Source organism: Paracoccus sp. (in: a-proteobacteria), assembly GCF_030538695.1.
Taxonomy (GTDB): Bacteria; Pseudomonadota; Alphaproteobacteria; order Rhodobacterales; family Rhodobacteraceae; genus Paracoccus.
Genome location: NZ_JAUNTN010000001.1, coordinates 174,263 through 193,965, shown reverse-complemented (window position 1 = coordinate 193,965; position 19,703 = coordinate 174,263). Strand labels below are relative to the sequence as shown.

Below are 19,703 nucleotides of genomic sequence, written 5' to 3'. Positions count from 1 at the left end.
CAAGCATTTGCCCCGCCCCGCTAGGAATAGCTGCGCACCAATGCCTGCGCGATCAGGGTCCAGCCGTCCACCACCACGAAAAATGCCAGTTTGAAGGGCAGTGATACGACGACCGGCGGCACCATCATCATCCCCATCGACATCAGCACCGCCGACACCACAAGGTCGATAATCAGAAACGGCAGGGCGATCAGAAAGCCGATTTCAAAGGCGCGCTGGATTTCTGACAGCATGAAGGACGGGATCAGCACCGCCAGACGGTCGTCGCCGCCGGGGCCTGCGGGGGCGATTTCGGCCAGTGCGGCCATCGTATCAGGGTTGGTGCGGGCCTGCATAAAGCCAGAAAACGGCACGATCCCCCGTTCGAATGCCTGGCCCAATGTGATCGTGCCATCGCGTAACGGCGCGCCTGCCACTTGCCATGCCTCGCGCAGAACCGGGTCCATGACGAACCATGTCAGAAAGATCGACAGGCTGACGATCAGCATGTTGGGCGGCGATTGTTGCAGGCCGATCGATTGACGCAGGATCGACAGCACGGTGACGATAAACGGAAAACACGTCACCATGATGGCGATGCCCGGTGCCAGCGACAACATCGTCATCGCCAGCACGATCAGAACTGCGTTCTGGCCAAGCCCGTCGGCCATCGCGCCGGGCAGGGCGAAATCCTGCGCCAGTGCGGCCGCGGGCAGGGTGGCGATCAGCCCGCCCGCCGCCGCCCCGAACAAGCGGCGGGGCATCACGCCGTTTCCGCCGCGCCGATGATGCGGACGCAGAGCCGATCCTCGGGCGAGCCGTCGCCGGTCAGTTCGCCGCGCGCGATCACCTTGTCGCCGACGCAGATTTCCACCCCGTCGGAAATGGCCTGATCCAGCGTCAGCACATCATCGGGGCGCAGCGAGGACAGTTGCGCCACCGTCTGGCGTGTGCGGCCCAGACGGATGGTGACTTCAACCTGAATATCGTCGGTCTGGATAAGGCGGTGCAGGTCGTCCATAGGTCAATCCTCCTGGATTTCGGCGATCAGGCGGCGCACGGATTGCACGACCTGATCCTGGGAAAATTCGATATGCCCGCCGGACAGGCCAAGATGCAGGCTCTGCCCCAGCGGCTGTTCGATGATGTCGATTGCGGTCATCCCGGCATCGGCGGCGCAGCGTTCGACCATGGCCCGCATCTCGGCCGAACAGGCGATCTGACAGGCGACAGGCGGCGTCTGCCGCGCCAGACGGGTCAGTTCGCTGACCAGATCCTGTTCCAGCCGGCGGGCGGTGCCCATGGGGGCGACTGCATCCAGCATGGCACCAAGGATGGGGGCCAGCGCGGCCACCGCCTCGCGCCGCAATTCCGTGCGGCGGGTTTCGTCGGCGGCGATCTGCTGCGCCATTTCCTGCAAGGCGGCGGTCAGCGCAGCCGTTTCGCTGTTGTGCTGTGCGCTGCGCCCGTCGGCGACGCCGCGCTGATAGGCCTCGTCCAGCGCGGCACGGGCAGCGGCTGCGGCCACGCGCGACATGCTGCCCGCCGATGTGAAGGATTCCAGTTTCAGGACGGGCAGGCTCATGCGGCGCCTTCTTTCTTGTCGATCCAGTTGGACAGGATCTTCATGCTTTCATCCTGCCGGTCTTTCATCATGTTGCGCAGCCGGGCGACGGGATCGGCGGGCGGCAGCGACAATTGCTGCGCCGGGGCCGGGGTCTGCCCGATCAGGGCGGCATCAAGCCCGGCCAGCGATTGCGGCGGTTCAATGATGCCGGGGGCTGCCTGCGGGGATGCTGCTGCGGGCAGCGCGCCGCCTGCTGCGGGCCGGCTGTCGTCCAGCAAAGCGGTGCCGGTCGTGTTCGCCGCCGCACCCGCGCCATTGCGCCCGCGCAGCATGGGCCGCAGCACCACAAAGGCAACCGCCAGCGCGAACAGCCCGATGATGGCCAGCCGTGCTAGGCCATTCGGGTCCAGCCGGTCCATCAGCCCCGCGGGCGAGGCCAGCGTGCCATCCTGACCAAGCGCGGCAAAGGGCAGCGATTTCACCGTGATCTGATCGCCGCGTTCCGCATCAAAGCCAACTGCCGAGGCCACCAGTTCGCGGATCGCTTCCAGTTCGGCTTCGGGGCGCGGCACGATCTGGCCGCTGTCCTGCGCCACGCCGTTGACCAGCACGGCGACGGTCATGCGGCGCACCGATCCGGGCTGACGCAGCACTTCGCGGGTGATGCTGCTGACCTCGAAATTGGCCTGCTGACGGTTTTCCGAACGGTTCGATTGCGTCGAATCACCCGCGCCCTGCTGACCTTCGGGCAGGTTCGAGGCCGCCGTGACCGCGCCCGCCCCCTGCGAGTTGCTTTGATCCGAGGTTTCCTCGGTCACTTGCGAAATCATCGCCCGCTGGGTCGGGTCGAAGCGCTGTTCGGTCATCTGTTCGCGCTCTGTGACCAGATCCAGATTCAGTTCGACGATGGCGTTGCCAAAGCCGACATGCGGTTCCAGAATCCGTTCGACGTTGCGCTTCATGTCGGCGGCGCGATCTGCGCCCGCCATATCCTCGGCCGTGGCGACCATGCCGCGTTCGCTGTCGATCACGGCGACCTTTTCCGGGTCCATCCCCGGCACACCCGAGGAAACCAGATATTTCAGCGCCGCAGCCTGCTGCCGCGTCACCGCCGCGCCACTGGTGGTCAGCGTGACCGAGGCCGAGGCCGCCGATTCGCGCCGCAGCCCGCGCTGGTTGGCGACGGCCAGATGCACGCGCGCGGTCTTGATATTGGGCAGCGCCAGAATGGTGCGGGCCAGCTCGCCCTCTTTCGCGCGCCAATAGGCGGCGTCGAACATCTGCGAGGTGGTGCCGAAACCCGACATGCCGTCCAGAATTTCATAGCCCGCACCGCCTGCGGCAGGCAGGCCCTGTCCGGCCAGATCCATGCGCAATTTGTCGCGCTGGCGCGAATCGACATAGATCGAATCGCCGCGCACCTCGTAGGGGACGCCGGATCGTTCGACGCCGGCCACCACCTCGCCCGCCTGCTGCGGATCAAGCCCGGCATAAAGCAGCGCCATGCTGGGCCGGTTTGCCATTACGGCAAAGGCGGCAATGGCCAGAAACGTGCCCACGAATGCGGCCACCAGCGTGATTTTCTGTTGCGAGCTTCTGTCGCTCCAATAGTCCTGCAATTTTTGCAAAACCCGGTCCTTTCGAATCGGCGATAAATTTGACCAGATCTTCATGGCACGGCTGGCGTTAAGAATTGGTTAGTGCCGGGGTGATAAATCCATCTGGAACGGACGGAGAATCACCATGACCGACGCAACCGCCGAAGCGTCTGAAACGCCGGCAAAGAAAAAGGGAATGCTGCTGCCAATCCTGTTGGTGGCCGTGCTGGGCGGGGGCGGCTTTGCCTCGACGTTTCTGGGGGTGTGGTCGCCTTCGGCCCTGCTGGCACCGGGCGAATACAAGCCCGCCACCAGGGCTGAAACCGCGCCTCAGGTCGATTTCATCGACGTGCCGCGCATCCGGCTGTCGATCGCCAGCGATCAGCCCCGCACGCTGCTGTTGGACGCAAAGATCGAAACAGGCACCGCGGATCGCGCGCAGGTGGAACATCTGATGCCGCGCGTGTCGGATGCCTTCAACAGCTTTCTGGCTGACATCGACCCCAAGGCGTTTGGCAAGCGCGGCGTTCTGGAAATCGTCCGCGCCGAGCTGGTGACGCGCGCCCGCTATGTGCTGGGCGATGAGGTGGTCAAGGACCTGCTGATTACGGAGTTCATGCTACAATGATGATCGAAACCATTCTTCAGGTCACGCTGGCCGTGGCCTCGGTCGGGCTGGCGGTGTTTTGTGTCGTTCTGGCACGGCGTCTGCGGCGTCTGAACGATCTGGAAACCGGGCTGGGCGGCGCCATCGCGGTTATGGCAGCCGAGGTGGACCGGCTGGAAAAGGCCATCATCGCCGCCCGCGACGAGGCCAAATCCGCCAGTGAAGCCCTGGCCGCCGAAGTGGCCCGGTCGCGCAATGAACGCGCGCATTGGGATCTGCGCCGCAAGATCGTGGATGCCGCAGCACCTGCCGCCCCCGCCCACGCCGGTGCCCGCCGCCTGCGCAAACGTGCGGAGCATGCCGATGCATAAGCGTATCCTGCCTGTTCTGGGCCTGATCCTGGTGCTGCCGGTGGCGGTTGTTGCCGCGCGTCATGTCGATCTGCCGCGCAGCCTGTTTGCCTTTGCCGCCGCCCCCTCGACCTTGATGGAGGGCTGTTTCGACGTGCCCGAGGCCGTTGCGATGGCCGGGGAACTGCGCGACCGCGCGCTGCGCATTCAGACCTATACCGAGGCGCTCGAGGCGAAAAAGGCGGAACTGGCGCAGGCCGAACAGACCTTGCGCGCACGCCTGTCCGAATTGCGGGCCGTCCAGACCAGCGGCCAGACCCGGCGCAGTCAGGCTTCGGCGGCGGTTCAGGACGACATCAACCGTCTGGTTGCTGTCTATGACGTGATGAAACCGGCCGATGCCGCGCAGGTCATGACCAGCCTGCCCCCCGATTTCGCCGCCGAGATCCTGATGCGCCTGACCCCTGAAAACGGCGCCCGCATCATTGCCGCGGTCGAGCCGGGGCAGGCGGCGATCCTGACCACTCATATGGGTGCCCGCAGCGCCCGCAAACCATAAGGAACCGCATATGTTTGGTATCATCGGCATCGTTCTGACCTTTGCCATGGTCTTTGGCGGCTATCTGCTGGCCGGTGGCCATATGGGTGTGATCCTGTATTCGCTGCCCTTCGAAATGATGATGATCGGCGGTGCCGCGGTTGGCGCCTATATCCTGTCGAACGACACTTCGGTGCTGAAACATACGGTGGGCGGGATCGTGAAGGCCTTCAAAGGCCCGAAATGGACCGAACAGGACAATCAGGATGTGCTGTGCCTGCTGTATCAGCTGCTGCGCATCGCCCGCGAAAACCCCGTCGCGCTGGAAGAGCATATCGAGAACCCGGAATCCTCGTCGATCTTTACCGCCTATCCGCGCCTGCTGGCCGATCATCATGTCATTGGGCTGATTACCGATACGCTGCGCTCGATCAGTCTGAACTATGACGACCCCTATCAGGTCGAGGAAATGCTGTCGCGCCGCATCGGCAGCCTGTGCGAGGAAGAACTGCATGTCTCGCATGCGCTGCAAAGCACGGCGGATGCGCTGCCTGCGCTGGGGATCGTCGCGGCGGTGCTGGGCGTTATCAAGACCATGGGCGCCATCGACCAGCCGCCTGCCGTGCTGGGCAAGATGATCGGCGGTGCCTTGGTCGGGACGTTCCTGGGCGTGTTTCTGGCCTATGGCTTTGTCGCCCCGCTGGCGCAGCGGCTGGCCGCCGTGACCAAGCAGGACCAGACCTTTTATGATGTCATCAAGTCGGTGCTGATTGCCGGGCTGCACCAGCATGCCACCAATCTGTGCGTCGAGGTGGGCCGTCAGGCGGTGCCCGAACATGTCCGCCCCAGCTTTAACACGCTGGAAGACGCGCTGCGCGAACTGAAAAAGGCCGCCTGATGCTGATCCATACCCTTGTGATGGCGGCGGGTCTGGCCCAGTCTCCGGCTGCCGCGCCCGATACGCCGCTGGGTCTGTTCATCGCGGATGCCGAAACCTGGCTTTTGCAGGCAAAGCCGCTGCCGTCTGACACGCGGCTGCGCCTGCTGCGGATGCGGCCCGAGGATCGGTTGCAGGCGATCATCTTTCTGCGCCGGGCTGGTCTGATGACCGGCGCGGTCTGGCCTGTGCAGGATCTGCTGCGCCCGGCGCTAAGCAGCGAGGTGGCCGGGGAATGAACGCCGCGCTCAAGGGTAATAACGGTCTGCTGGTCACGGGCGGTCTGGTGCTGATCGTGATCTCGCTGGTGATTCCGCTGCCGGCGGGGGTGCTGGATTTCGGCATCGCGATTTCCATCGCCACGGCCACGCTGCTGCTGGTGATGGCCTCGCTGGTGGATAAGCCGACGGATTTTCAGGCGTTTCCGGTGATGCTGCTGGTGACGCTGGTTATCCGGCTGTCGCTGAACGTGTCCTCGACCCGGCTGATCCTGACCCAGGGGCATACGGGCGAACAGGCCGCCGGACAGGTGATCGCCGGGTTCGCGCAATTCGTGGCGGGTGGCTCGATTCTGGTCGGGATCACGGTGTTCGGAGTGATTACGGTGGTGAACTTTATGGTCATCACCAAGGGTTCGGGCCGCATGGCCGAGGTATCGGCCCGTTTCGCGCTGGATTCCTTGCCGGGCAAGCAGTTGGCCATCGACGGCGACCTGTCCTCGGGCGCCATCGACCATGCCGAGGCCAAGCGCCGCCGCGAACGGGAACAGCGCGAGATCAGCTTTTTCGGCTCGCTCGACGGGGCGTCGAAATTCGTCAAGGGCGATGCCGTGGCGGGGCTTATCATCACGATGATAAACCTGCTGATCGGGCTGACGGTCGGCATTCTGGTGCATGGCATGGCGGTGGGCGATGCCGTGGCCTCTTATTCGCGGCTGACCATCGGCGATGGTCTGGTGACACAGGTGCCGGCGCTGATTACCTCGATGGCGGCGGCGCTGTTGCTGTCGCGCGGCGGGGCCACCGATACCACCAGCCAGCTTTTGTCGAATCAGTTGCTGCAAGGCTGGCAGGGACCGGCGGTGGTTGCGGGCACGATGGTGGTGATGTCCATGGTGCCGGGGATGCCGACGCTGCTGTTTCTGGGCATTGCCGCCGTCATGGGCATGGTTGCCTGGCGCGTATCCCGGCGCAAGCCCGAGGCCGATCTGCCCGAAATCGACGACACGCCCGAACCGGCCCCGGCCAGCCGTATCGGCGATGTGCTGGATACCGACGAAATCAGCGTCGAGATCGGCACCGATCTGGTCGTCATCGCGCTGGATCAGGCGCGGGGGCTGGGCACGCGGATCAATAACCTGCGGGTGCATATCGCGCGCGGCTTTGGCCTGATCCTGCCTGATGTGCGCATCACCGACACCGACGATCTGCCGCCCGCCGAATATCAGATCCGCATTCAGGGCGTGGTCCGCGGCCGCGGTGCGCTGCGCCCGACCGAGGTTCTGGCGCTTGGCCCCGAAGATGCGGTCAAGGCGCTGGGTGGTGTCGCGGTCAAAGAGCCTGTCTATGGCAGCCCGGCCCGCTGGATCGGGCGCGATGCGCAGGACGAAGCCGTGATGCTGGGTGCGACCGTCGTCACCCCGATGGAGATCCTGTCCACCCATCTGATGGAGGTGGTCAAGGCGCATCTGCCCGCCCTGCTGACGCAATCCGCCATGCAGCGGCAGTTGGACGAGCTGAAAAACCTGTCCGACCCGACCCGCGCCGAACGCTATCGTAAGTATTTCGACAGCATGATCCCCGAAAAGGTCACGCCCGAAATGCTGCTGGCGGTGCTGCGCGGCCTGCTGGAGGAAAGGGTCTCGATCCGCAACCTGCCGCTGATCGTCGATGCGATTTCCGAATTCCGGGGCATCGATTCGGTGGAAACGGTTTACGAACTGGTGCGCAAACGCCTTCGCGGGCAGATCACCCAGCAACTGGCCGACCCCGAGGGCCGGATCAGCGTCATCCAGCTTCACCCCGCGTGGGAGGCCGAGTTCGTGCGATCCGACAATGAAACGGGTCGCAGCGGTGCCGGGGCGATCACGCCTGCGCTGTCGCGCAAGCTGCTGGATCAGACGCGCAAGGCGATGGCGGTGTCGGAACCGGCCAGCGCGCCGGTGATCGCAGCGCCGGATCATCGGCGGCGGATGGTGAAATCGCTGCTGGCCTCGAACGGGCTGGCGGTGCCGGTCATCGGGCTGGAAGAAATCGACCCGGCCGCCGAATTGCGGCTGGTCGGCACGATCGAGGCCGCCTGATGCTGAACGGGCTGGCCGCCGCTGTTCCGGGCCTGGATATGGGGCTGGTGCTGACCTATCTGCGGTTGCAGGCGTTTTTGCTGATGCTGCCCGGCATCGGCGAACGCATGGTGCCGGGGCGGGTCAAGGTGGCCATCGCCATGTCGCTGGCACCCCTGCTGTCGGGCATCAGCGGCCCCGGCCCTGACACGGCGGACGCCGCCGGGCTGCTGTTGCCGGCGCTTACGGAAATAGCGGTCGGGCTGGCGGCGGGGACGCTGGTGCGGATCATGGCCTTTGCCATCGACATCGGCACCAGCGCCATTGCCGCCAGCACCTCGCTGGCGCAGATCGTGGGCGGCGCGAACGAGGCGTCGCCGCATCCCGTCGGCAACATGCTGCATCTGGGCGGGATTGCGATTCTGTTCACGCTGGGTCTGCCGGTGATGATGGTGCAGTTGCTGGCCGACAGCTTTGTGCTGTGGCCGCTGGGTGCCGTGCCCGACATTGCCGCGATCCTGCCCGAGATCGTGTCTTATGTCGCGCGCAGCTTTGGGCTGGCGATGACGCTGGCCGCGCCGTTCATTCTGGGCGGATTTCTGTATCAGGCGCTGTCGGGGGTCATCAACAAGGTGATGCCGCAACTGCCGGTGCTGTTCATCGGCGCGCCCGGCTCGATCCTACTGGCGCTGGTGGCGCTGGTGGTGATCGCGCCGTTGCTGGTGGCTGTCTGGGCCGATGCGGTGCTGTCCATATCGCTGCCGGGGGTGCCATGAGCGAGGAAGACAAGGACGACAAGCAGTTCGACGCCTCGGAACAGAAAATCCGCAAGGCGCGGGAAAAGGGCGATATTGTCCGCTCGACCGAGGTGAATGCGGCGCTGATGTATCTGGGCGCCTGGGTCGCCTTTGCGCTGATGGCCGGATATGCGGTCAGGACGTGGCTGGCCATGGGCGCCCGCGCGATGGGCGCGGATGGCTGGCCGCAGGGGTCGGTCTATGCGACGGCTGACAGCCTGTGGCAGTTCGCGGCCATAGCGGTGCTGGCGCTGGTGCTGGTGCCGGGTGTCACGATCATCGCCGGTCTGGCGGCGCAGCGTGGCATCGTGTTTGCGGGCAAAAAGGTCATGCCCGACATCAAAAAGATCAACCCCTTCGCCAATGCCAAGCAGAAATTCGGCAAATCCGGTCTGGTGCAATTCGCAATCTCATTGGCCAAGGTGGGGGTGGTGTGCGTGGGCGGATGGTATCTTTTTACCTCTCTGATTAATTTGGTGCTGAACACGCCCTTCATGGGTGAAGGGCGCTGGGTGGCCGGGCTGGGGATGCTGATCGGGCGCGTGCTGCTGATGGCGCTGGCGATTTCGGCGGTGTTTGCCATTATCGATTACCTGTGGAAACGCCACGAACATTTGCAAAAGCTGCGGATGAGCCGCAAGGAAATGCAGGACGAACACAAGGATTCCGAGGGCGATCCGCATATGAAGGGTGCACGGCGGCAAAAGGCTGTCGATATTGTCATGTCGCAGATGATCGCCGATGTGGCCAAGGCCGATGTGGTGATCGTCAACCCCACGCATTACGCCGTCGCGCTGGAATGGAAACGCGGCAGCGGGCTGGCCCCCGTCTGCGTGGCCAAAGGTGTCGATGAAATCGCCGCCAGAATCCGTGAAAAAGCAAAGGAAAACAACGTGCCGATCTGGTCCGATCCGCCCTGCGCCCGCGCCATTCACGCCACCGTCAAGGTGGGCGAGGAAATCCGCCGCGATCACTTTGGCCCGGTCGCGGCGGCCATTCGCTTTGCCGAAAAGATGCGCGCCAGGAGCCGTGCGGGATGGTGAAAAAGATCAAGCAGTTGCAGCAACTGGAACAGGTCGCCCGGATCAAGGCCGATCTGGAGCTGCGCAAGTTCGCGGCCTTTAACGCTCATGTCACGGCTGCGCGGCAGAATATCACCAGCCTCGAAGCGGCCTTGCAGCAGTCCTATCGGGCCACCGCGCCGCTGGGCGTGGCCGAGGCGCGGATGGCGAATGCGCAGGCGGGCCGGGCCGCGCGGGAAATTCGCAAGGCCAATGCCGATCTGGATCGCATGATGCCCCGGTTCGAACAGGCGCGCGCCACCGCCTCGCGCGAGTTTGGGCGGGCCGAGGCGCTGTATAACCTGGCCGCCGCCGCGATGCGGCCCAAGCCGGGGTCGTGATCCGCCGCCATTGGACAGCGCCGCGGCAAGCTGTTACAGATTTCGGCAGATTCACAGTCACGGATACGCGCCATGCTGCACACCGATCTTTCCTCCTCTGACACTTCGGGTCGCAAGGTCTGGTCCGGGGACGAGGCGCGGGCGCTGTTCGATCTGCCGTTCATGGATCTGCTGTTTCAGGCGCAGACCGTGCATCGCCAGAATTTCGACCCCAACCGCGTGCAGATGAGCCGGCTTTTGTCGATCAAGACCGGCGGCTGCCCCGAGGATTGCACCTATTGCAGCCAGTCGGCGCGCTATGATTCCGGCCTGTCGGCGTCGAAACTGATGCAGGTGCAGCGCGTCATCGCCGAGGCGCGTCGCGCGCGCGATGCCGGGGCCACCCGCTATTGCATGGGCGCCGCCTGGCGCAGCCCCAAGGAACGCGACATGGCGCAGATCGTCGCCATGGTGGAAGGCGTCAAGGCGCTGGGCATGGAAACCTGCATGACGCTGGGGATGCTGGATGCCGGTCAGGCGCAGCGGCTGAAACAGGCCGGGCTGGATTACTATAACCACAACATCGACACCTCGGAATCGCATTACGGCAAGGTTATCACCACTCGCAGCTTTGCGGACCGGCTGGAAACGCTGGAAAACGTGCGCAAATCTGGCATCAAGGTTTGTTCCGGCGGCATTCTGGGTCTGGGCGAGGGCAATCAGGACCGGGTGGATATGCTGGTGACGCTGGCTAACCTGCCTGAGCCGCCCGATTCCGTGCCGATCAACATGCTGATCCCGGTCGAGGGCACGCCGCTGGCCGATGCCGCCCCCGTCGATCCGATTGATTTCGTGCGCACCATCGCCGTGGCGCGGATCATGATGCCGCAGGCCCATGTCCGCCTGTCGGCCGGGCGCACCGAAATGTCGGATGAAATGCAGGCGATGTGTTTCTTTGCCGGGGCGAACTCGATTTTCGTGGGCGATACGCTGCTGACCAAGGACAACCCCGGCGAAGATCAGGACGCGCGCCTGTTCGCCCGGCTGGGGCTGAAGCCGATGGCGGTGCATGAACACCTGCCCGACCCGGAGGAGTTGCAGGCCGAGGCGCGGCGTCAGGCCGCCCGGCAGGCCGATCCGGCGATTCCGGTGCTGCGATAATTCTGCGGCCACTGCCCGGACCGGCGGCACGACAAGGCTAGACAAGGGGGCGGCGTGGACCGGCTGGCGGTATATCGCGAACAACTGGCCGGGCTTGCGGCGGATGCGCGGCTGCGGCGGCTGATCCCGCGCGCGGGCGTGGATTTTTCCTCGAACGATTATCTGGGGCTGGCCGGGTCGGGGCGGCTGGCCGATGCCGTGCGCGATGCGCTGGATCGCGGCGTTCCGGTGGGGGCTGCCGGGTCGCGGTTGCTGCGCGGCAATTGCGACGAACAAGAGCAGTTCGAATCCGAGGCCGCCGCCTTTTTCGGCGCGGAATCGGCGCTGGGGTTCGGTGGCGGCTATGTGGCGAATTTCGCCATTCTGACCACTCTGCCGCAGCGCGGCGACCTGTTGCTGATGGATGATCTGTCCCACGCCAGCACGCATGAAGGCGCGCGGGCTGGCCGGGCCGAGGTTCTCGGTTTTCGCCACAACGATGCGGGCGACGCGGCGGATCGCATCCGCAACTGGCGCGCGGCGGGCGGGCGCGGCGCGGTGTGGATCGCGGTGGAAAGCCTTTACAGCATGGACGGCGACCGTGCGCCTCTGGCCGATCTGGCGGCCCTGGCCGATGACCACGGCTTTCTGATCGTGGACGAGGCCCATGCCACCGGCGTTTACGGCCCTGACGGGCGCGGGCTGGCCCATGATCTGGAAGGGCGCGGCAATGTGCTGACGCTGCACACGCTGGGCAAGGCTTTGGGCGGGTCGGGCGCACTGGTCTGCGGGCCGCGGCTGCTGACCGATTTCATGGTGAACCGCTGCCGCCCGTTCATCTTTGGCACCGCGCCCTCGCCTTTGATGGCGGCGGCGGGGCGGGCGGCGCTGGCAATCCTGCGAGACGAGGGCTGGCGGCGCGATGCGCTGGCGGCGCGGGTGGCGCTGTTTTCCGCGCGGCTGGCGCGGATGGGGCTAAGCGCCAGCGGCAGTCAGATCGTGCCGGTGATCGTCGGCGGCAACGCGCCCGCGATGGCCTTGGCCGAACAGGTGCAGGCGCGTGGTTTTGATGTGCGCGGCATCCGCCCGCCCACCGTGCCTTTGGGCACGGCGCGGCTGCGTGTCTCGCTGACGCTGAATGCCAGCGAGGATGACGTGATCCGCCTTGCCGACACGCTGGAGGAGCTATGGCCCGGTTCGTAATCACCGGCACCGGCACCGGCATCGGCAAGACGGTCTTTGCCGCCGGATTGTGCGGGCTGATCGGTGCCGATTACTGGAAGCCGCTGCAATCCGGGCTGGCCGACGGGCTGGATGCCGATTGCGTCGCCGGTCTGTCGGGTGCGCGCATCTGGCCCGAGGCCTATCGCCTGCGCCAGCCCCTGTCGCCGCATCGTGCGGCGGAACTGGATGGCGTCACCATTGACGCGGCGGCGCTGACCCCGCCTGATGCGCCGTCGCTGGTGATCGAGGGGGCCGGCGGCGCGCTGGTTCCGGTGACGCGGCAGATGCTGTTTGCCGATCTGTTTGCCGATTGGGGCATTCCGGTGGTTGTGGTGGCCACAACCGGGCTGGGCACCATCAGCCACACGCTGACCGCGCTGGAATCGCTGCGCGCGCGGGGCGTGCCGTTGCATGGGGTGGCCTTTGTCGGCGATGACAACCCGGATAATATCGCCACCATCGGCCAGATGGGTGCGGTGCGGGTGCTGGGGCGTCTGCCTCGGCTGGACCCGCTGGACCGTGCCGGACTGAGCGCCGCCATGGCCCGCCACTTCAACCCGCAGGATTTCGCATGAGCGCCGTCTGGCATCCCTTTACCCAGCACGCGCTGGAACCCGCCCCGCCGCGCGTGACCGCGACCCATGGCGCGGTGATCGACACCGATCGCGGGCCGCTGATCGACGCGATTTCCAGTTGGTGGGTCATCACCCACGGCCATCGCACGCCCGAAATCATGGATGCGATTGCCGAGACGGCGGCGCGGATGGATCAGGTGATCTTTGCCGGTCTGACCCACGCCCCGGCCGAGGAACTGGCCGAAGCGCTGATCGCCATGGCCCCTGCCGGGCTGTCGCGGGTGTTCTATTCCGACAGCGGCTCGACCTCGGTCGAGGTGGCGCTGAAGATGGCGCTTGGCTATTGGCGCCATGCTGGCCAGCCGCGCCACCGGATTGCGGTGATCGAGGGCAGCTATCACGGCGACACCATCGGCACCATGAGCGTGGGCGAGCGCGGTGTTTTCAATGCCGCCTATGATCCGCTGCTGTTTGCGGTCGATACGCTGCCCTTTCCGCAGGGCGACGGTGCGGCGACACTGGCCGCGTTCGAGGGGCTGGCGGCGCAGGGTGATATGGCGGCGCTGATCCTGGAGCCGCTGGTTCTGGGTGCGGGCGGGATGCGCATGTATGATCCGCAGGTGCTGGCCGGGCTGCGGGCGCTTTGCGACCGGCACGGCGTTCTGCTGATCGCGGATGAGGTGATGACGGGGTGGGGCCGCACCGGGCGTTTGTGGGCCTGCGATCATGCCGGGATCGCGCTGGATATTCTGTGCAGCTCCAAGGGGTTGACGGGCGGGGCCATCCCGCTGGCCGTGACACTGGCCAGCGAGGCGGTGTTTCAGGCGCATTATTCGACCGACCGCGCCCGGACGTTTTATCATTCCAGCAGCTATACCGCGAACCCGATTGCCTGCGCCGCCGCGCTGGCTCAGGTGCGGTTATGGCGCGCGTCGCCGATGCAGGCGCGGCTGGATGCGCTGGCCGCCATGCAGGCCGAGCGGCTGGCGCATGTGGCCGCCGATCCCCGGTTCGAAAACCCCCGCCAGTGCGGCACCATTGCTGCGGTCGATCTGAAGGTGGCCGATGCCGGTTATCTGGCCGATGCCGGGCCGCGTCTGCGCGCGCATTGTCTGGAACGCGGCGTCTTGCTGCGGCCTTTGGGCAATACGGTTTATGTGATGCCGCCCTATTGTATCAGTGGCGATCAACTGGATCGGGTCTGGGGCGCGGTTCTGGATTGGCGCGGGTGACAAGGGGGCGCTCGCGCCCCCTCTTGGCCTGACGGCCAATTCACCCCCTGAGGATATTTTCAGACCAAAGATGCCCTGTCACAGCCCCAGCGAGCGATACACATTCGCGATGCGGCGGATCGCCACCATATAAGAGGCGGTGCGCAGGTCGGTAACGTTGGGGTTGCTCATCCAGACGTCTTTCATCTTGCCGAAGGTGACGCGCATGGTGTCGTCAAGGCCCGAGCGGACCAGATCGAGTTCGTTCGCGCCTGTCATATAGGCATCCTTGAAGCCTTTGGAGAGCGTCCAGTTCAGGCCGGTGTCGGCGGAGAGGCGTTCCAGCTCGTCCACGATCAGGCGGGCGCGGGCCTCTTCGTGGCGGCGTTCCAGGCGGCCGAGGCTGATCTGCGACAGGTTCTTGACCCATTCGAAATAGGACACGGTGACGCCGCCGGCATTGGCATACATGTCGGGGATGATGACCACGCCCCGGTCGCGCAGGATCTGGTCGGCGTCGGCGGTGACGGGGCCGTTCGCGGCCTCGATAATCAGTTTGCAGCGGATGCGGGGGGCGTTTTCTGCGTGGATGACGCTTTCGACGGCGGCGGGCAGCAGGATGTCGCATTCATCCTCTAGCGCGGCCATGCCGTTCTCGCGGAATTCGCCGCCCGCAAAGCCCCGGACGCCGCCGGTGGACTGGATATGGCCGCGCAGGGCGTCGATGTTCAGCCCGGCGGGGTTGGTGATGGCGCCGTCGCGTTCGATGACGGTGGTTATCAGCGCGTCATCCTGTGTCGAAAGAAAGACGGCGGCGTGATAGCCGACGTTCCCCAGCCCCTGCACGATGATTCGCTTGCCCGCCAGCGTGCCGGTCAGCCCCGCGCGCTGCATGGCGTCGGGGTGGCGGAAGAATTCGCGCAGGGCGTATTGGACGCCGCGGCCTGTTGCCTCGACCCGGCCCTGAATGCCGCCCGCCGCCAATGGTTTGCCGGTGACGCAGGCTTTGGCGTTGATGTCGTCGGGGTGCAGGCGTTTATAGGCATCGGCCATCCACGCCATTTCCCGTTCGCCGGTGCCCATATCCGGTGCGGGCACGTTCTGGCTGGGCGAGATCAGGCTGCGGCGCGACAGTTCGTAGGTGAACCGCCGGGTGATGCGTTCCAGTTCGTCTTCGTCCCATTGCCGCGGGTCGATGCACAGCCCGCCCTTGGACCCGCCAAAGGGCACCTCGACCAGCGCACATTTATAGGTCATCAGGGCTGCCAGGGCCTCGACCTCGTCCTGATTGACGTCCAGAGAATAGCGAATCCCCCCTTTTACCGGCTCCATATGTTCGGAATGGACCGAACGATAGCCGGTAAATGTCTGAATTTGCCCCCTGAGTCGCACGCCGAACCGAACCGTATAGGTCGAATTGCAGACCCGGATTTTTTCCTCGAGTCCGCCGGGCAGATCCATGAAACGTGCGGCTTGCGTGAACATGCGGTCGACTGAATCGCGGAAAGAAGCGTGGGGAGCGGCCATTTTCAACCTCCTGTTGTGTCGTCTGAAAGGCAGGAATAGGCGAAACCTAACCTTGTGTAGTGCCGACTTGAAGATTTTTATACGACTTTAGTCTTAGATCGGCCGGTTTCCTGCACCATTTCCCGCCGGATCTTTCGAAACTGCATGGTGTGATCCGGGGGTGCCTGCGTCAAGCCGATCATGGATGGGTCGAAAAGGCCAGTCTGAATGTGCGGTGTTACGCGAAAACCTTTGGGTGTGTGGGGAAAGAAAATCTGGCTGAACGGTCTGTTGACCTGTGTCTGGCGCATGTGGGCCGGGTATTCAGCGTTTGATCTTTCTTAACCCCGGTGTGCGATAGTGGGTAAGACGAGATGATGGAGCGGACATAATGCAGAAAACACCGCCAATCACCCGCGGACGAAAGTTCGCGCAGGTTCTGGATGGCGCGCGGAAGATCTTTCTGCGTGATGGGTTCGAGGGGGCCAGTGTCGATGACATTGCGCGTGAGGCTGGCGTCTCCAAAGCGACACTTTACAGCTATTTCCCCGACAAGCGCCTGATGTTCATCGAGGTTTTCCGGGCCGAACTGTCCCGCGAAACCCATGATTCCAAGGCGTTGATTAACATCGACCTGCCGGTGCATCAGGTTCTGCCCTTTGTGGTGCAGATGCTGACCGGGCATCTGGTGTCGGAATTCGGCATCCGTGTCTGGCGGCTGTCCGCATCCGAGGCGGAACGGTTCCCGGCGCTGGCGGCGGAATATTACAACTCTGGCCCGCGCGATGTGCAGTTCAAGCTGTCGGAATATTTTGAATATTGCATCAGCCGGGGCGAGCTGGAAATCGACGATCTGGCGCTGGCCGCCGATCAGTTGTTGCAGCTTTGTGCCGTGCGGGTGTTCGACAAGGCCATGTTCCTTGGCCCGGCCTCGGTGACGGACGAGGAAATCAAGCAGTGCTGCGCCGGAACCGTGCGCATGTTCCTGCTGACCTACGGGTCCAAGGCAGTGCGCGATCAGGTGCGGTCGCAGGAAGCGCGTCCTGTGCGCCACAGCACTGCCGCAGAATAACGGTTGACCGCTTTGTGAAGGCCGCCGCTGCTGGGCAACCGGCGGCGGCAGTTTTATAACAGGCAGACAGTCCGGTATTGGGCCGGGCAGCAGGCACAGACCACGGAAGACCGATGATGAAACCCGTTCCCTTTCTGGGCCTTGCCGTCGCGGCGGGCCTGATTTCAGCCTGCGTCATGCAGCCGCCCGCCTATGCGCCCATGACCCCGCCGGTCGAGGCGAATGTGCCCTATAACCCGCCGATCGACGGCGGGCTGGCACCGGTGCCGGTGGCGGGCGGTTCGGGTTTGCAGGAACGCCAGCCCGACCTGTGCGGGGCCAGTAACTATGCCAGCTATGTCGGCCAGCCGGGCAGTCTGGTGCCGGGCCTGGGTATCACCAAGCCCTATCGCGTGGTCGAGTTCCGCGGGATCGAGCCGCAGAACTATGACCCCAACCGGATCGTGTTCCGGCTGGATTCGTCGGGGAACATCCAGAACGTGGATTGCGGCTGATGCGCGGGCTGGTTCTGATCCCCGCATTTGCCCTGCTGGCGCTGTCGGCCTGTCAGCCGCTGCCGCCTGCGCCGGCTGAACCTGCGCCCGATGCCGACCAATGCGGCGCAACCGGCTATCGCGGCCTGATCGGCCAGCCGCGCACGGTGCTGGATTCGATGCGCTTTCCCTTGGGCACCCGCACCATTGGTCCCAGCGATGCCATCACCAGCGATTATCGGCCCCAGCGGCTGAATATCGAATATGGCAGCGGCGGGCTGATCGAAAAGGTGTCCTGCTATTGATCTGCGCCACCACCCGCGCGGTGATTCGTCATTGCGCGGCGCGGGCGGCGGTGCCACCATGGCCCGATGCTGAACGCCACGCCGCCCCCGACATATGATCCCGACCGGGTTGCCTTTGACCGGGCCGAGCTGGGGGTGATTCTGTCGGTTTATGGCCGCATGGTGGCCGCCGGGGAATGGCGTGATTACGCCATGTCTTTCCTGCGCGACGTGGCGGTGTTCAGCATCTTTCGCCGTGCTGCCGAAACCCCGATCTATCGCATCGAAAAGCGCCCCCGGCTGCGCAATGCCCAAGGGGCCTATGCCGTTATCGGCATGGATGGCCGCATTCTGAAGCGCGGCCATGATCTGCGGGCGGTGGTGCGGGTGTTCGACAAAAAGCTGATCCGCGCCATCGACTGACCGGGCCGCGCCCCGTCAGGCCCCCGGCTTGATCTTGTTCGCCGTGCCCTGGGCAAAGGCGGCCAGCCGTTCGCGCGCCGCATCCTGTGTGTTGACGACGCCCGCCACCACCGCTTCGGCATAGGCGGCATCCAGCGCCGACATGTTCTGCATATGGCTGATCGCGCTGCAAATGGCGAAATTCGACAGCGGCGGGTTTTTGGCGGCATTGGCGGCGATGTCGCGCGCCTTTGTCTCGGGGTCATCGACCAGATACTGGCACAGGCCGACGTCCACCGCCTCGGTTCCGCGATACAGGCGGCCCGACAGCATCATGTCGATCATCCGCGCCTTGCCGATCAGGTCGGCGACCCGGATCGTGGCCCCGCCGCCGGTGAACAGGCCGCGCTGACCTTCGGGCAGGCCGAAATAGGTATCCGGCCCGGCCACCCGGATATGCGCGGCCGAGGCCAGTTCCAGCCCGCCGCCGACGACCGCGCCCTTCAGCACGGCGATCACCGGCACGCCGCCGTATTCCATCTTGTTGAACGCCTCGTGCCAGCGCAGGCAGACATGCATGAAGTCGCTGGCCGAGCGGTTTTCGCGGTGGTGTTCCACCAGATCCAGCCCGGCGCTGAAATGGTCGCCATTGGCGCGCAGGATGCAGGCGCGCACGCCCGCGCGGGGCAGGGTGGAAAAGATCTCGATCAGCTCGTCGATGGTGGCGGCGTCCAGCGCGTTGCGCTTGGCCGGGCGGTTCAGGGTCAGGGTGGCGATGCCGTCATCATCCACCTCCAGCAGAGTGTTTTCCAGCCGCAGTTCGGAAATCTGTCGCATGAGGGGTCAGCCTTTCGTGATCCAGTGGATGACAAGCGGAACCGTGGCGATGCTGGCCGCGGTTGAGATCAGGATCGCCGCCGACACCCGCTGCACCGCTACGTTGAAATGTTGCGCCAGAATATAGACGTTCCCCGCCACCGGCAGCGCGGCGGCGGCGACCATGATCCCGGCAGAAACGGGTTCGACGCGAAAGATGGCGAATGCGGCGATGGCCACGGCCAGCGGATGCAGGACCAGCTTGGCCCCGGCCAGCCACAGCGCCGGGCCAAGCCGCTGCGCCGCACGCCCGGCCAGCCCCGCGCCAATGGCGAACAGCGCGCCGGGTGTGGCCGCGCCGCCCAGCAGGGCCAGAAATTCGTCCAGCGGGCCGGGCATCGGCAGGTCCAGCACCGCCCAGCCAAGGCCCGCCAGCATCGACACGATCATCGGATTGCCCGCCAGCCCGCGCAGCATCGGCAGCACCATGGCGGCGGTCACGCGGCCATGCCGGGCGGCATGGATCAGCAGTGTAATCAGGGTCGAGAACACCACCATGTCGATGGTCAGCACCATCAGCACCGGCCCGATCGCCGCCGGTCCCAGCAGCACCACCAGCATCGGCACCCCCAGAAAGCCGGTGTTGCCGGTCATGGCGCAATGCGCCTCCATCGCGGCATCGGGCAGGGGCAGCCCGCGCCAGCGTGCGGCGGCAAAGCCGATGGCCCAGACCAGCAGCGATCCGGTCAGATAGGCCATCACAAAGCGCCCGTCCCACAGCGCCCCCAGATCCAAGCCCGAGGCAAAGCGGAACAGCATCGCCGACAGGGCGAAATAGAACACGAATTTGGTCAGCCATGCCGTGGCCTCGGGCGGGAAGAACCGCGTCCGGCCCGCCAGCCAGCCAAGGCCGATCAGCGCAAAGAAAGGCAGGGTTTTCAGAAAGATCGCCAGCATCAGCCAGT

General features: G+C 64.9%; 24 protein-coding genes. 17 read left to right on the top strand and 7 right to left on the bottom strand.

Annotation, left to right across the window (positions count from 1 at the left end; genetic code table 11):
* Nucleotides 1-20 precede the first annotated feature (20 nt).
* From fliP to fliF, 4 genes are read right to left on the bottom strand one after another with little or no spacing between them, the layout of a single operon-like run.
* Entirely contained in the window at nt 21-743 is a 723-nt protein-coding gene (gene fliP, locus Q4G24_RS00925) for a flagellar type III secretion system pore protein FliP (RefSeq protein WP_303364612.1), read from the bottom strand.
* A complete protein-coding gene (locus Q4G24_RS00920) occupies nt 743-1,000 on the bottom strand; it encodes a FliM/FliN family flagellar motor C-terminal domain-containing protein (protein ID WP_303364611.1) in 258 nt (85 codons plus the stop codon). The genes fliP and Q4G24_RS00920 overlap by 1 nt, the downstream gene beginning before the upstream one ends.
* A 3-nt stretch (nt 1,001-1,003) precedes the next feature.
* On the bottom strand, nt 1,004-1,564 hold the full coding sequence (locus tag Q4G24_RS00915; protein ID WP_303364610.1) for a hypothetical protein: 561 nt from the start codon (nt 1,562-1,564) through the stop codon (nt 1,004-1,006).
* Nucleotides 1,561-3,174: a flagellar basal-body MS-ring/collar protein FliF gene (gene fliF, locus Q4G24_RS00910; RefSeq protein WP_303364609.1), complete on the bottom strand. Its 1,614-nt coding sequence runs from the start codon at nt 3,172-3,174 to the stop codon at nt 1,561-1,563. The genes Q4G24_RS00915 and fliF overlap by 4 nt, the downstream gene beginning before the upstream one ends.
* 115 nt (nt 3,175-3,289) lie before the next feature.
* On the opposite strand from fliF, the gene fliL reads away from it, so the two are divergent.
* From fliL to Q4G24_RS00845, 13 genes are all read left to right on the top strand, one after another.
* Nucleotides 3,290-3,772, top strand: coding sequence for a flagellar basal body-associated protein FliL (gene fliL, locus Q4G24_RS00905; RefSeq protein ID WP_303364608.1), 483 nt, complete (start codon nt 3,290-3,292; stop codon nt 3,770-3,772).
* Nucleotides 3,772-4,122 carry a hypothetical protein gene (locus Q4G24_RS00900; RefSeq protein ID WP_303364607.1) on the top strand — a complete coding sequence of 117 codons (351 nt, stop codon included), beginning with the start codon at nt 3,772-3,774 and terminating at the stop codon, nt 4,120-4,122. Before fliL ends, Q4G24_RS00900 begins: the two co-directional genes overlap by 1 nt.
* Complete coding sequence (locus Q4G24_RS00895; RefSeq protein WP_303364606.1) at nt 4,115-4,660, top strand: MotE family protein; 546 nt, start codon at nt 4,115-4,117, stop codon at nt 4,658-4,660. Before Q4G24_RS00900 ends, Q4G24_RS00895 begins: the two co-directional genes overlap by 8 nt.
* Nucleotides 4,661-4,670: 10 nt before the next feature.
* Nucleotides 4,671-5,537, top strand: a complete 867-nt coding sequence (gene motA, locus Q4G24_RS00890; protein ID WP_303364605.1) for a flagellar motor stator protein MotA — start codon at nt 4,671-4,673, stop codon at nt 5,535-5,537.
* Nucleotides 5,537-5,815 carry a hypothetical protein gene (locus tag Q4G24_RS00885; RefSeq protein WP_303364604.1) on the top strand — a complete coding sequence of 93 codons (279 nt, stop codon included), beginning with the start codon at nt 5,537-5,539 and terminating at the stop codon, nt 5,813-5,815. The genes motA and Q4G24_RS00885 overlap by 1 nt, the downstream gene beginning before the upstream one ends.
* Nucleotides 5,812-7,878 (top strand): flagellar biosynthesis protein FlhA, encoded by a 2,067-nt coding sequence (locus Q4G24_RS00880; protein WP_303364603.1) that lies wholly within the window; start codon nt 5,812-5,814, stop codon nt 7,876-7,878. The genes Q4G24_RS00885 and Q4G24_RS00880 overlap by 4 nt, the downstream gene beginning before the upstream one ends.
* On the top strand, nt 7,878-8,633 hold the full coding sequence (locus tag Q4G24_RS00875) for a flagellar biosynthetic protein FliR (protein WP_303364602.1): 756 nt from the start codon (nt 7,878-7,880) through the stop codon (nt 8,631-8,633). The genes Q4G24_RS00880 and Q4G24_RS00875 overlap by 1 nt, the downstream gene beginning before the upstream one ends.
* Nucleotides 8,630-9,697 carry a flagellar type III secretion system protein FlhB gene (gene flhB, locus Q4G24_RS00870; RefSeq protein WP_303364601.1) on the top strand — a complete coding sequence of 356 codons (1,068 nt, stop codon included), beginning with the start codon at nt 8,630-8,632 and terminating at the stop codon, nt 9,695-9,697. The genes Q4G24_RS00875 and flhB overlap by 4 nt, the downstream gene beginning before the upstream one ends.
* A complete protein-coding gene (locus Q4G24_RS00865) occupies nt 9,691-10,056 on the top strand; it encodes a hypothetical protein (RefSeq protein ID WP_303364600.1) in 366 nt (121 codons plus the stop codon). Before flhB ends, Q4G24_RS00865 begins: the two co-directional genes overlap by 7 nt.
* A 72-nt stretch (nt 10,057-10,128) precedes the next feature.
* Entirely contained in the window at nt 10,129-11,196 is a 1,068-nt protein-coding gene (gene bioB, locus Q4G24_RS00860; RefSeq protein ID WP_303364599.1) for a biotin synthase BioB, read from the top strand.
* Nucleotides 11,197-11,250: 54 nt separating this feature from the next.
* On the top strand, nt 11,251-12,378 hold the full coding sequence (locus Q4G24_RS00855) for an 8-amino-7-oxononanoate synthase (RefSeq protein ID WP_303364598.1): 1,128 nt from the start codon (nt 11,251-11,253) through the stop codon (nt 12,376-12,378).
* A complete protein-coding gene (gene bioD, locus Q4G24_RS00850) occupies nt 12,363-12,974 on the top strand; it encodes a dethiobiotin synthase (RefSeq protein WP_303364597.1) in 612 nt (203 codons plus the stop codon). Before Q4G24_RS00855 ends, bioD begins: the two co-directional genes overlap by 16 nt.
* A complete protein-coding gene (locus Q4G24_RS00845) occupies nt 12,971-14,206 on the top strand; it encodes an adenosylmethionine--8-amino-7-oxononanoate transaminase (protein WP_303364596.1) in 1,236 nt (411 codons plus the stop codon). The genes bioD and Q4G24_RS00845 overlap by 4 nt, the downstream gene beginning before the upstream one ends.
* A gap of 78 nt (nt 14,207-14,284) precedes the next feature.
* Here the strand turns inward: Q4G24_RS00845 and Q4G24_RS00840 are convergent, their stop codons facing one another.
* Nucleotides 14,285-15,712: a Glu/Leu/Phe/Val dehydrogenase gene (locus Q4G24_RS00840; RefSeq protein WP_303364595.1), complete on the bottom strand. Its 1,428-nt coding sequence runs from the start codon at nt 15,710-15,712 to the stop codon at nt 14,285-14,287.
* A gap of 370 nt (nt 15,713-16,082) precedes the next feature.
* On the opposite strand from Q4G24_RS00840, the gene Q4G24_RS00835 reads away from it, so the two are divergent.
* The 4 genes from Q4G24_RS00835 to Q4G24_RS00820 all read left to right on the top strand — a co-directional run bounded on the left by Q4G24_RS00835 (nt 16,083) and on the right by Q4G24_RS00820 (nt 17,943).
* Nucleotides 16,083-16,763 carry a TetR/AcrR family transcriptional regulator gene (locus tag Q4G24_RS00835; RefSeq protein ID WP_368660913.1) on the top strand — a complete coding sequence of 227 codons (681 nt, stop codon included), beginning with the start codon at nt 16,083-16,085 and terminating at the stop codon, nt 16,761-16,763.
* A 113-nt stretch (nt 16,764-16,876) separates the two neighbouring features.
* The gene (locus tag Q4G24_RS00830) at nt 16,877-17,257 is read left to right on the top strand and encodes a hypothetical protein (RefSeq protein WP_303364594.1); all 381 of its coding nucleotides are present in this window, start codon (nt 16,877-16,879) and stop codon (nt 17,255-17,257) included.
* Nucleotides 17,257-17,541 carry an I78 family peptidase inhibitor gene (locus tag Q4G24_RS00825; protein WP_303364593.1) on the top strand — a complete coding sequence of 95 codons (285 nt, stop codon included), beginning with the start codon at nt 17,257-17,259 and terminating at the stop codon, nt 17,539-17,541. Before Q4G24_RS00830 ends, Q4G24_RS00825 begins: the two co-directional genes overlap by 1 nt.
* 66 nt (nt 17,542-17,607) lie before the next feature.
* Nucleotides 17,608-17,943, top strand: a complete 336-nt coding sequence (locus tag Q4G24_RS00820; RefSeq protein WP_303364592.1) for a DUF2794 domain-containing protein — start codon at nt 17,608-17,610, stop codon at nt 17,941-17,943.
* A gap of 15 nt (nt 17,944-17,958) precedes the next feature.
* Here the strand turns inward: Q4G24_RS00820 and Q4G24_RS00815 are convergent, their stop codons facing one another.
* Nucleotides 17,959-18,759, bottom strand: coding sequence for a crotonase/enoyl-CoA hydratase family protein (locus tag Q4G24_RS00815; RefSeq protein WP_303364591.1), 801 nt, complete (start codon nt 18,757-18,759; stop codon nt 17,959-17,961).
* Nucleotides 18,760-18,765: 6 nt separating this feature from the next.
* Nucleotides 18,766-19,695, bottom strand: coding sequence for an AEC family transporter (locus tag Q4G24_RS00810; protein ID WP_303364590.1), 930 nt, complete (start codon nt 19,693-19,695; stop codon nt 18,766-18,768).
* Between the last annotated feature and the right edge of the window lie 8 nt (nt 19,696-19,703).

Coding starts and splice junctions, on each gene's coding strand:
- Q4G24_RS00920 (WP_303364611.1), bottom strand. CDS start 1,000: ATGGACGACCTGCACCGCCTTATCCAGACCGACGATATTCAGGTTGAA.
- flhB (WP_303364601.1), top strand. CDS start 8,630: ATGAGCGAGGAAGACAAGGACGACAAGCAGTTCGACGCCTCGGAACAG.
- motA (WP_303364605.1), top strand. CDS start 4,671: ATGTTTGGTATCATCGGCATCGTTCTGACCTTTGCCATGGTCTTTGGC.
- Q4G24_RS00885 (WP_303364604.1), top strand. CDS start 5,537: ATGCTGATCCATACCCTTGTGATGGCGGCGGGTCTGGCCCAGTCTCCG.
- Q4G24_RS00895 (WP_303364606.1), top strand. CDS start 4,115: ATGCATAAGCGTATCCTGCCTGTTCTGGGCCTGATCCTGGTGCTGCCG.
- Q4G24_RS00875 (WP_303364602.1), top strand. CDS start 7,878: ATGCTGAACGGGCTGGCCGCCGCTGTTCCGGGCCTGGATATGGGGCTG.
- bioD (WP_303364597.1), top strand. CDS start 12,363: ATGGCCCGGTTCGTAATCACCGGCACCGGCACCGGCATCGGCAAGACG.
- Q4G24_RS00825 (WP_303364593.1), top strand. CDS start 17,257: ATGCGCGGGCTGGTTCTGATCCCCGCATTTGCCCTGCTGGCGCTGTCG.
- Q4G24_RS00840 (WP_303364595.1), bottom strand. CDS start 15,712: ATGGCCGCTCCCCACGCTTCTTTCCGCGATTCAGTCGACCGCATGTTC.
- Q4G24_RS00915 (WP_303364610.1), bottom strand. CDS start 1,564: ATGAGCCTGCCCGTCCTGAAACTGGAATCCTTCACATCGGCGGGCAGC.
- Q4G24_RS00880 (WP_303364603.1), top strand. CDS start 5,812: ATGAACGCCGCGCTCAAGGGTAATAACGGTCTGCTGGTCACGGGCGGT.
- fliL (WP_303364608.1), top strand. CDS start 3,290: ATGACCGACGCAACCGCCGAAGCGTCTGAAACGCCGGCAAAGAAAAAG.
- Q4G24_RS00810 (WP_303364590.1), bottom strand. CDS start 19,695: ATGCTGGCGATCTTTCTGAAAACCCTGCCTTTCTTTGCGCTGATCGGC.
- bioB (WP_303364599.1), top strand. CDS start 10,129: ATGCTGCACACCGATCTTTCCTCCTCTGACACTTCGGGTCGCAAGGTC.
- Q4G24_RS00845 (WP_303364596.1), top strand. CDS start 12,971: ATGAGCGCCGTCTGGCATCCCTTTACCCAGCACGCGCTGGAACCCGCC.
- Q4G24_RS00820 (WP_303364592.1), top strand. CDS start 17,608: ATGCTGAACGCCACGCCGCCCCCGACATATGATCCCGACCGGGTTGCC.
- Q4G24_RS00865 (WP_303364600.1), top strand. CDS start 9,691: ATGGTGAAAAAGATCAAGCAGTTGCAGCAACTGGAACAGGTCGCCCGG.
- Q4G24_RS00815 (WP_303364591.1), bottom strand. CDS start 18,759: ATGCGACAGATTTCCGAACTGCGGCTGGAAAACACTCTGCTGGAGGTG.
- fliP (WP_303364612.1), bottom strand. CDS start 743: ATGCCCCGCCGCTTGTTCGGGGCGGCGGCGGGCGGGCTGATCGCCACC.
- Q4G24_RS00900 (WP_303364607.1), top strand. CDS start 3,772: ATGATCGAAACCATTCTTCAGGTCACGCTGGCCGTGGCCTCGGTCGGG.
- Q4G24_RS00835 (WP_368660913.1), top strand. CDS start 16,083: ATGCAGAAAACACCGCCAATCACCCGCGGACGAAAGTTCGCGCAGGTT.
- Q4G24_RS00830 (WP_303364594.1), top strand. CDS start 16,877: ATGATGAAACCCGTTCCCTTTCTGGGCCTTGCCGTCGCGGCGGGCCTG.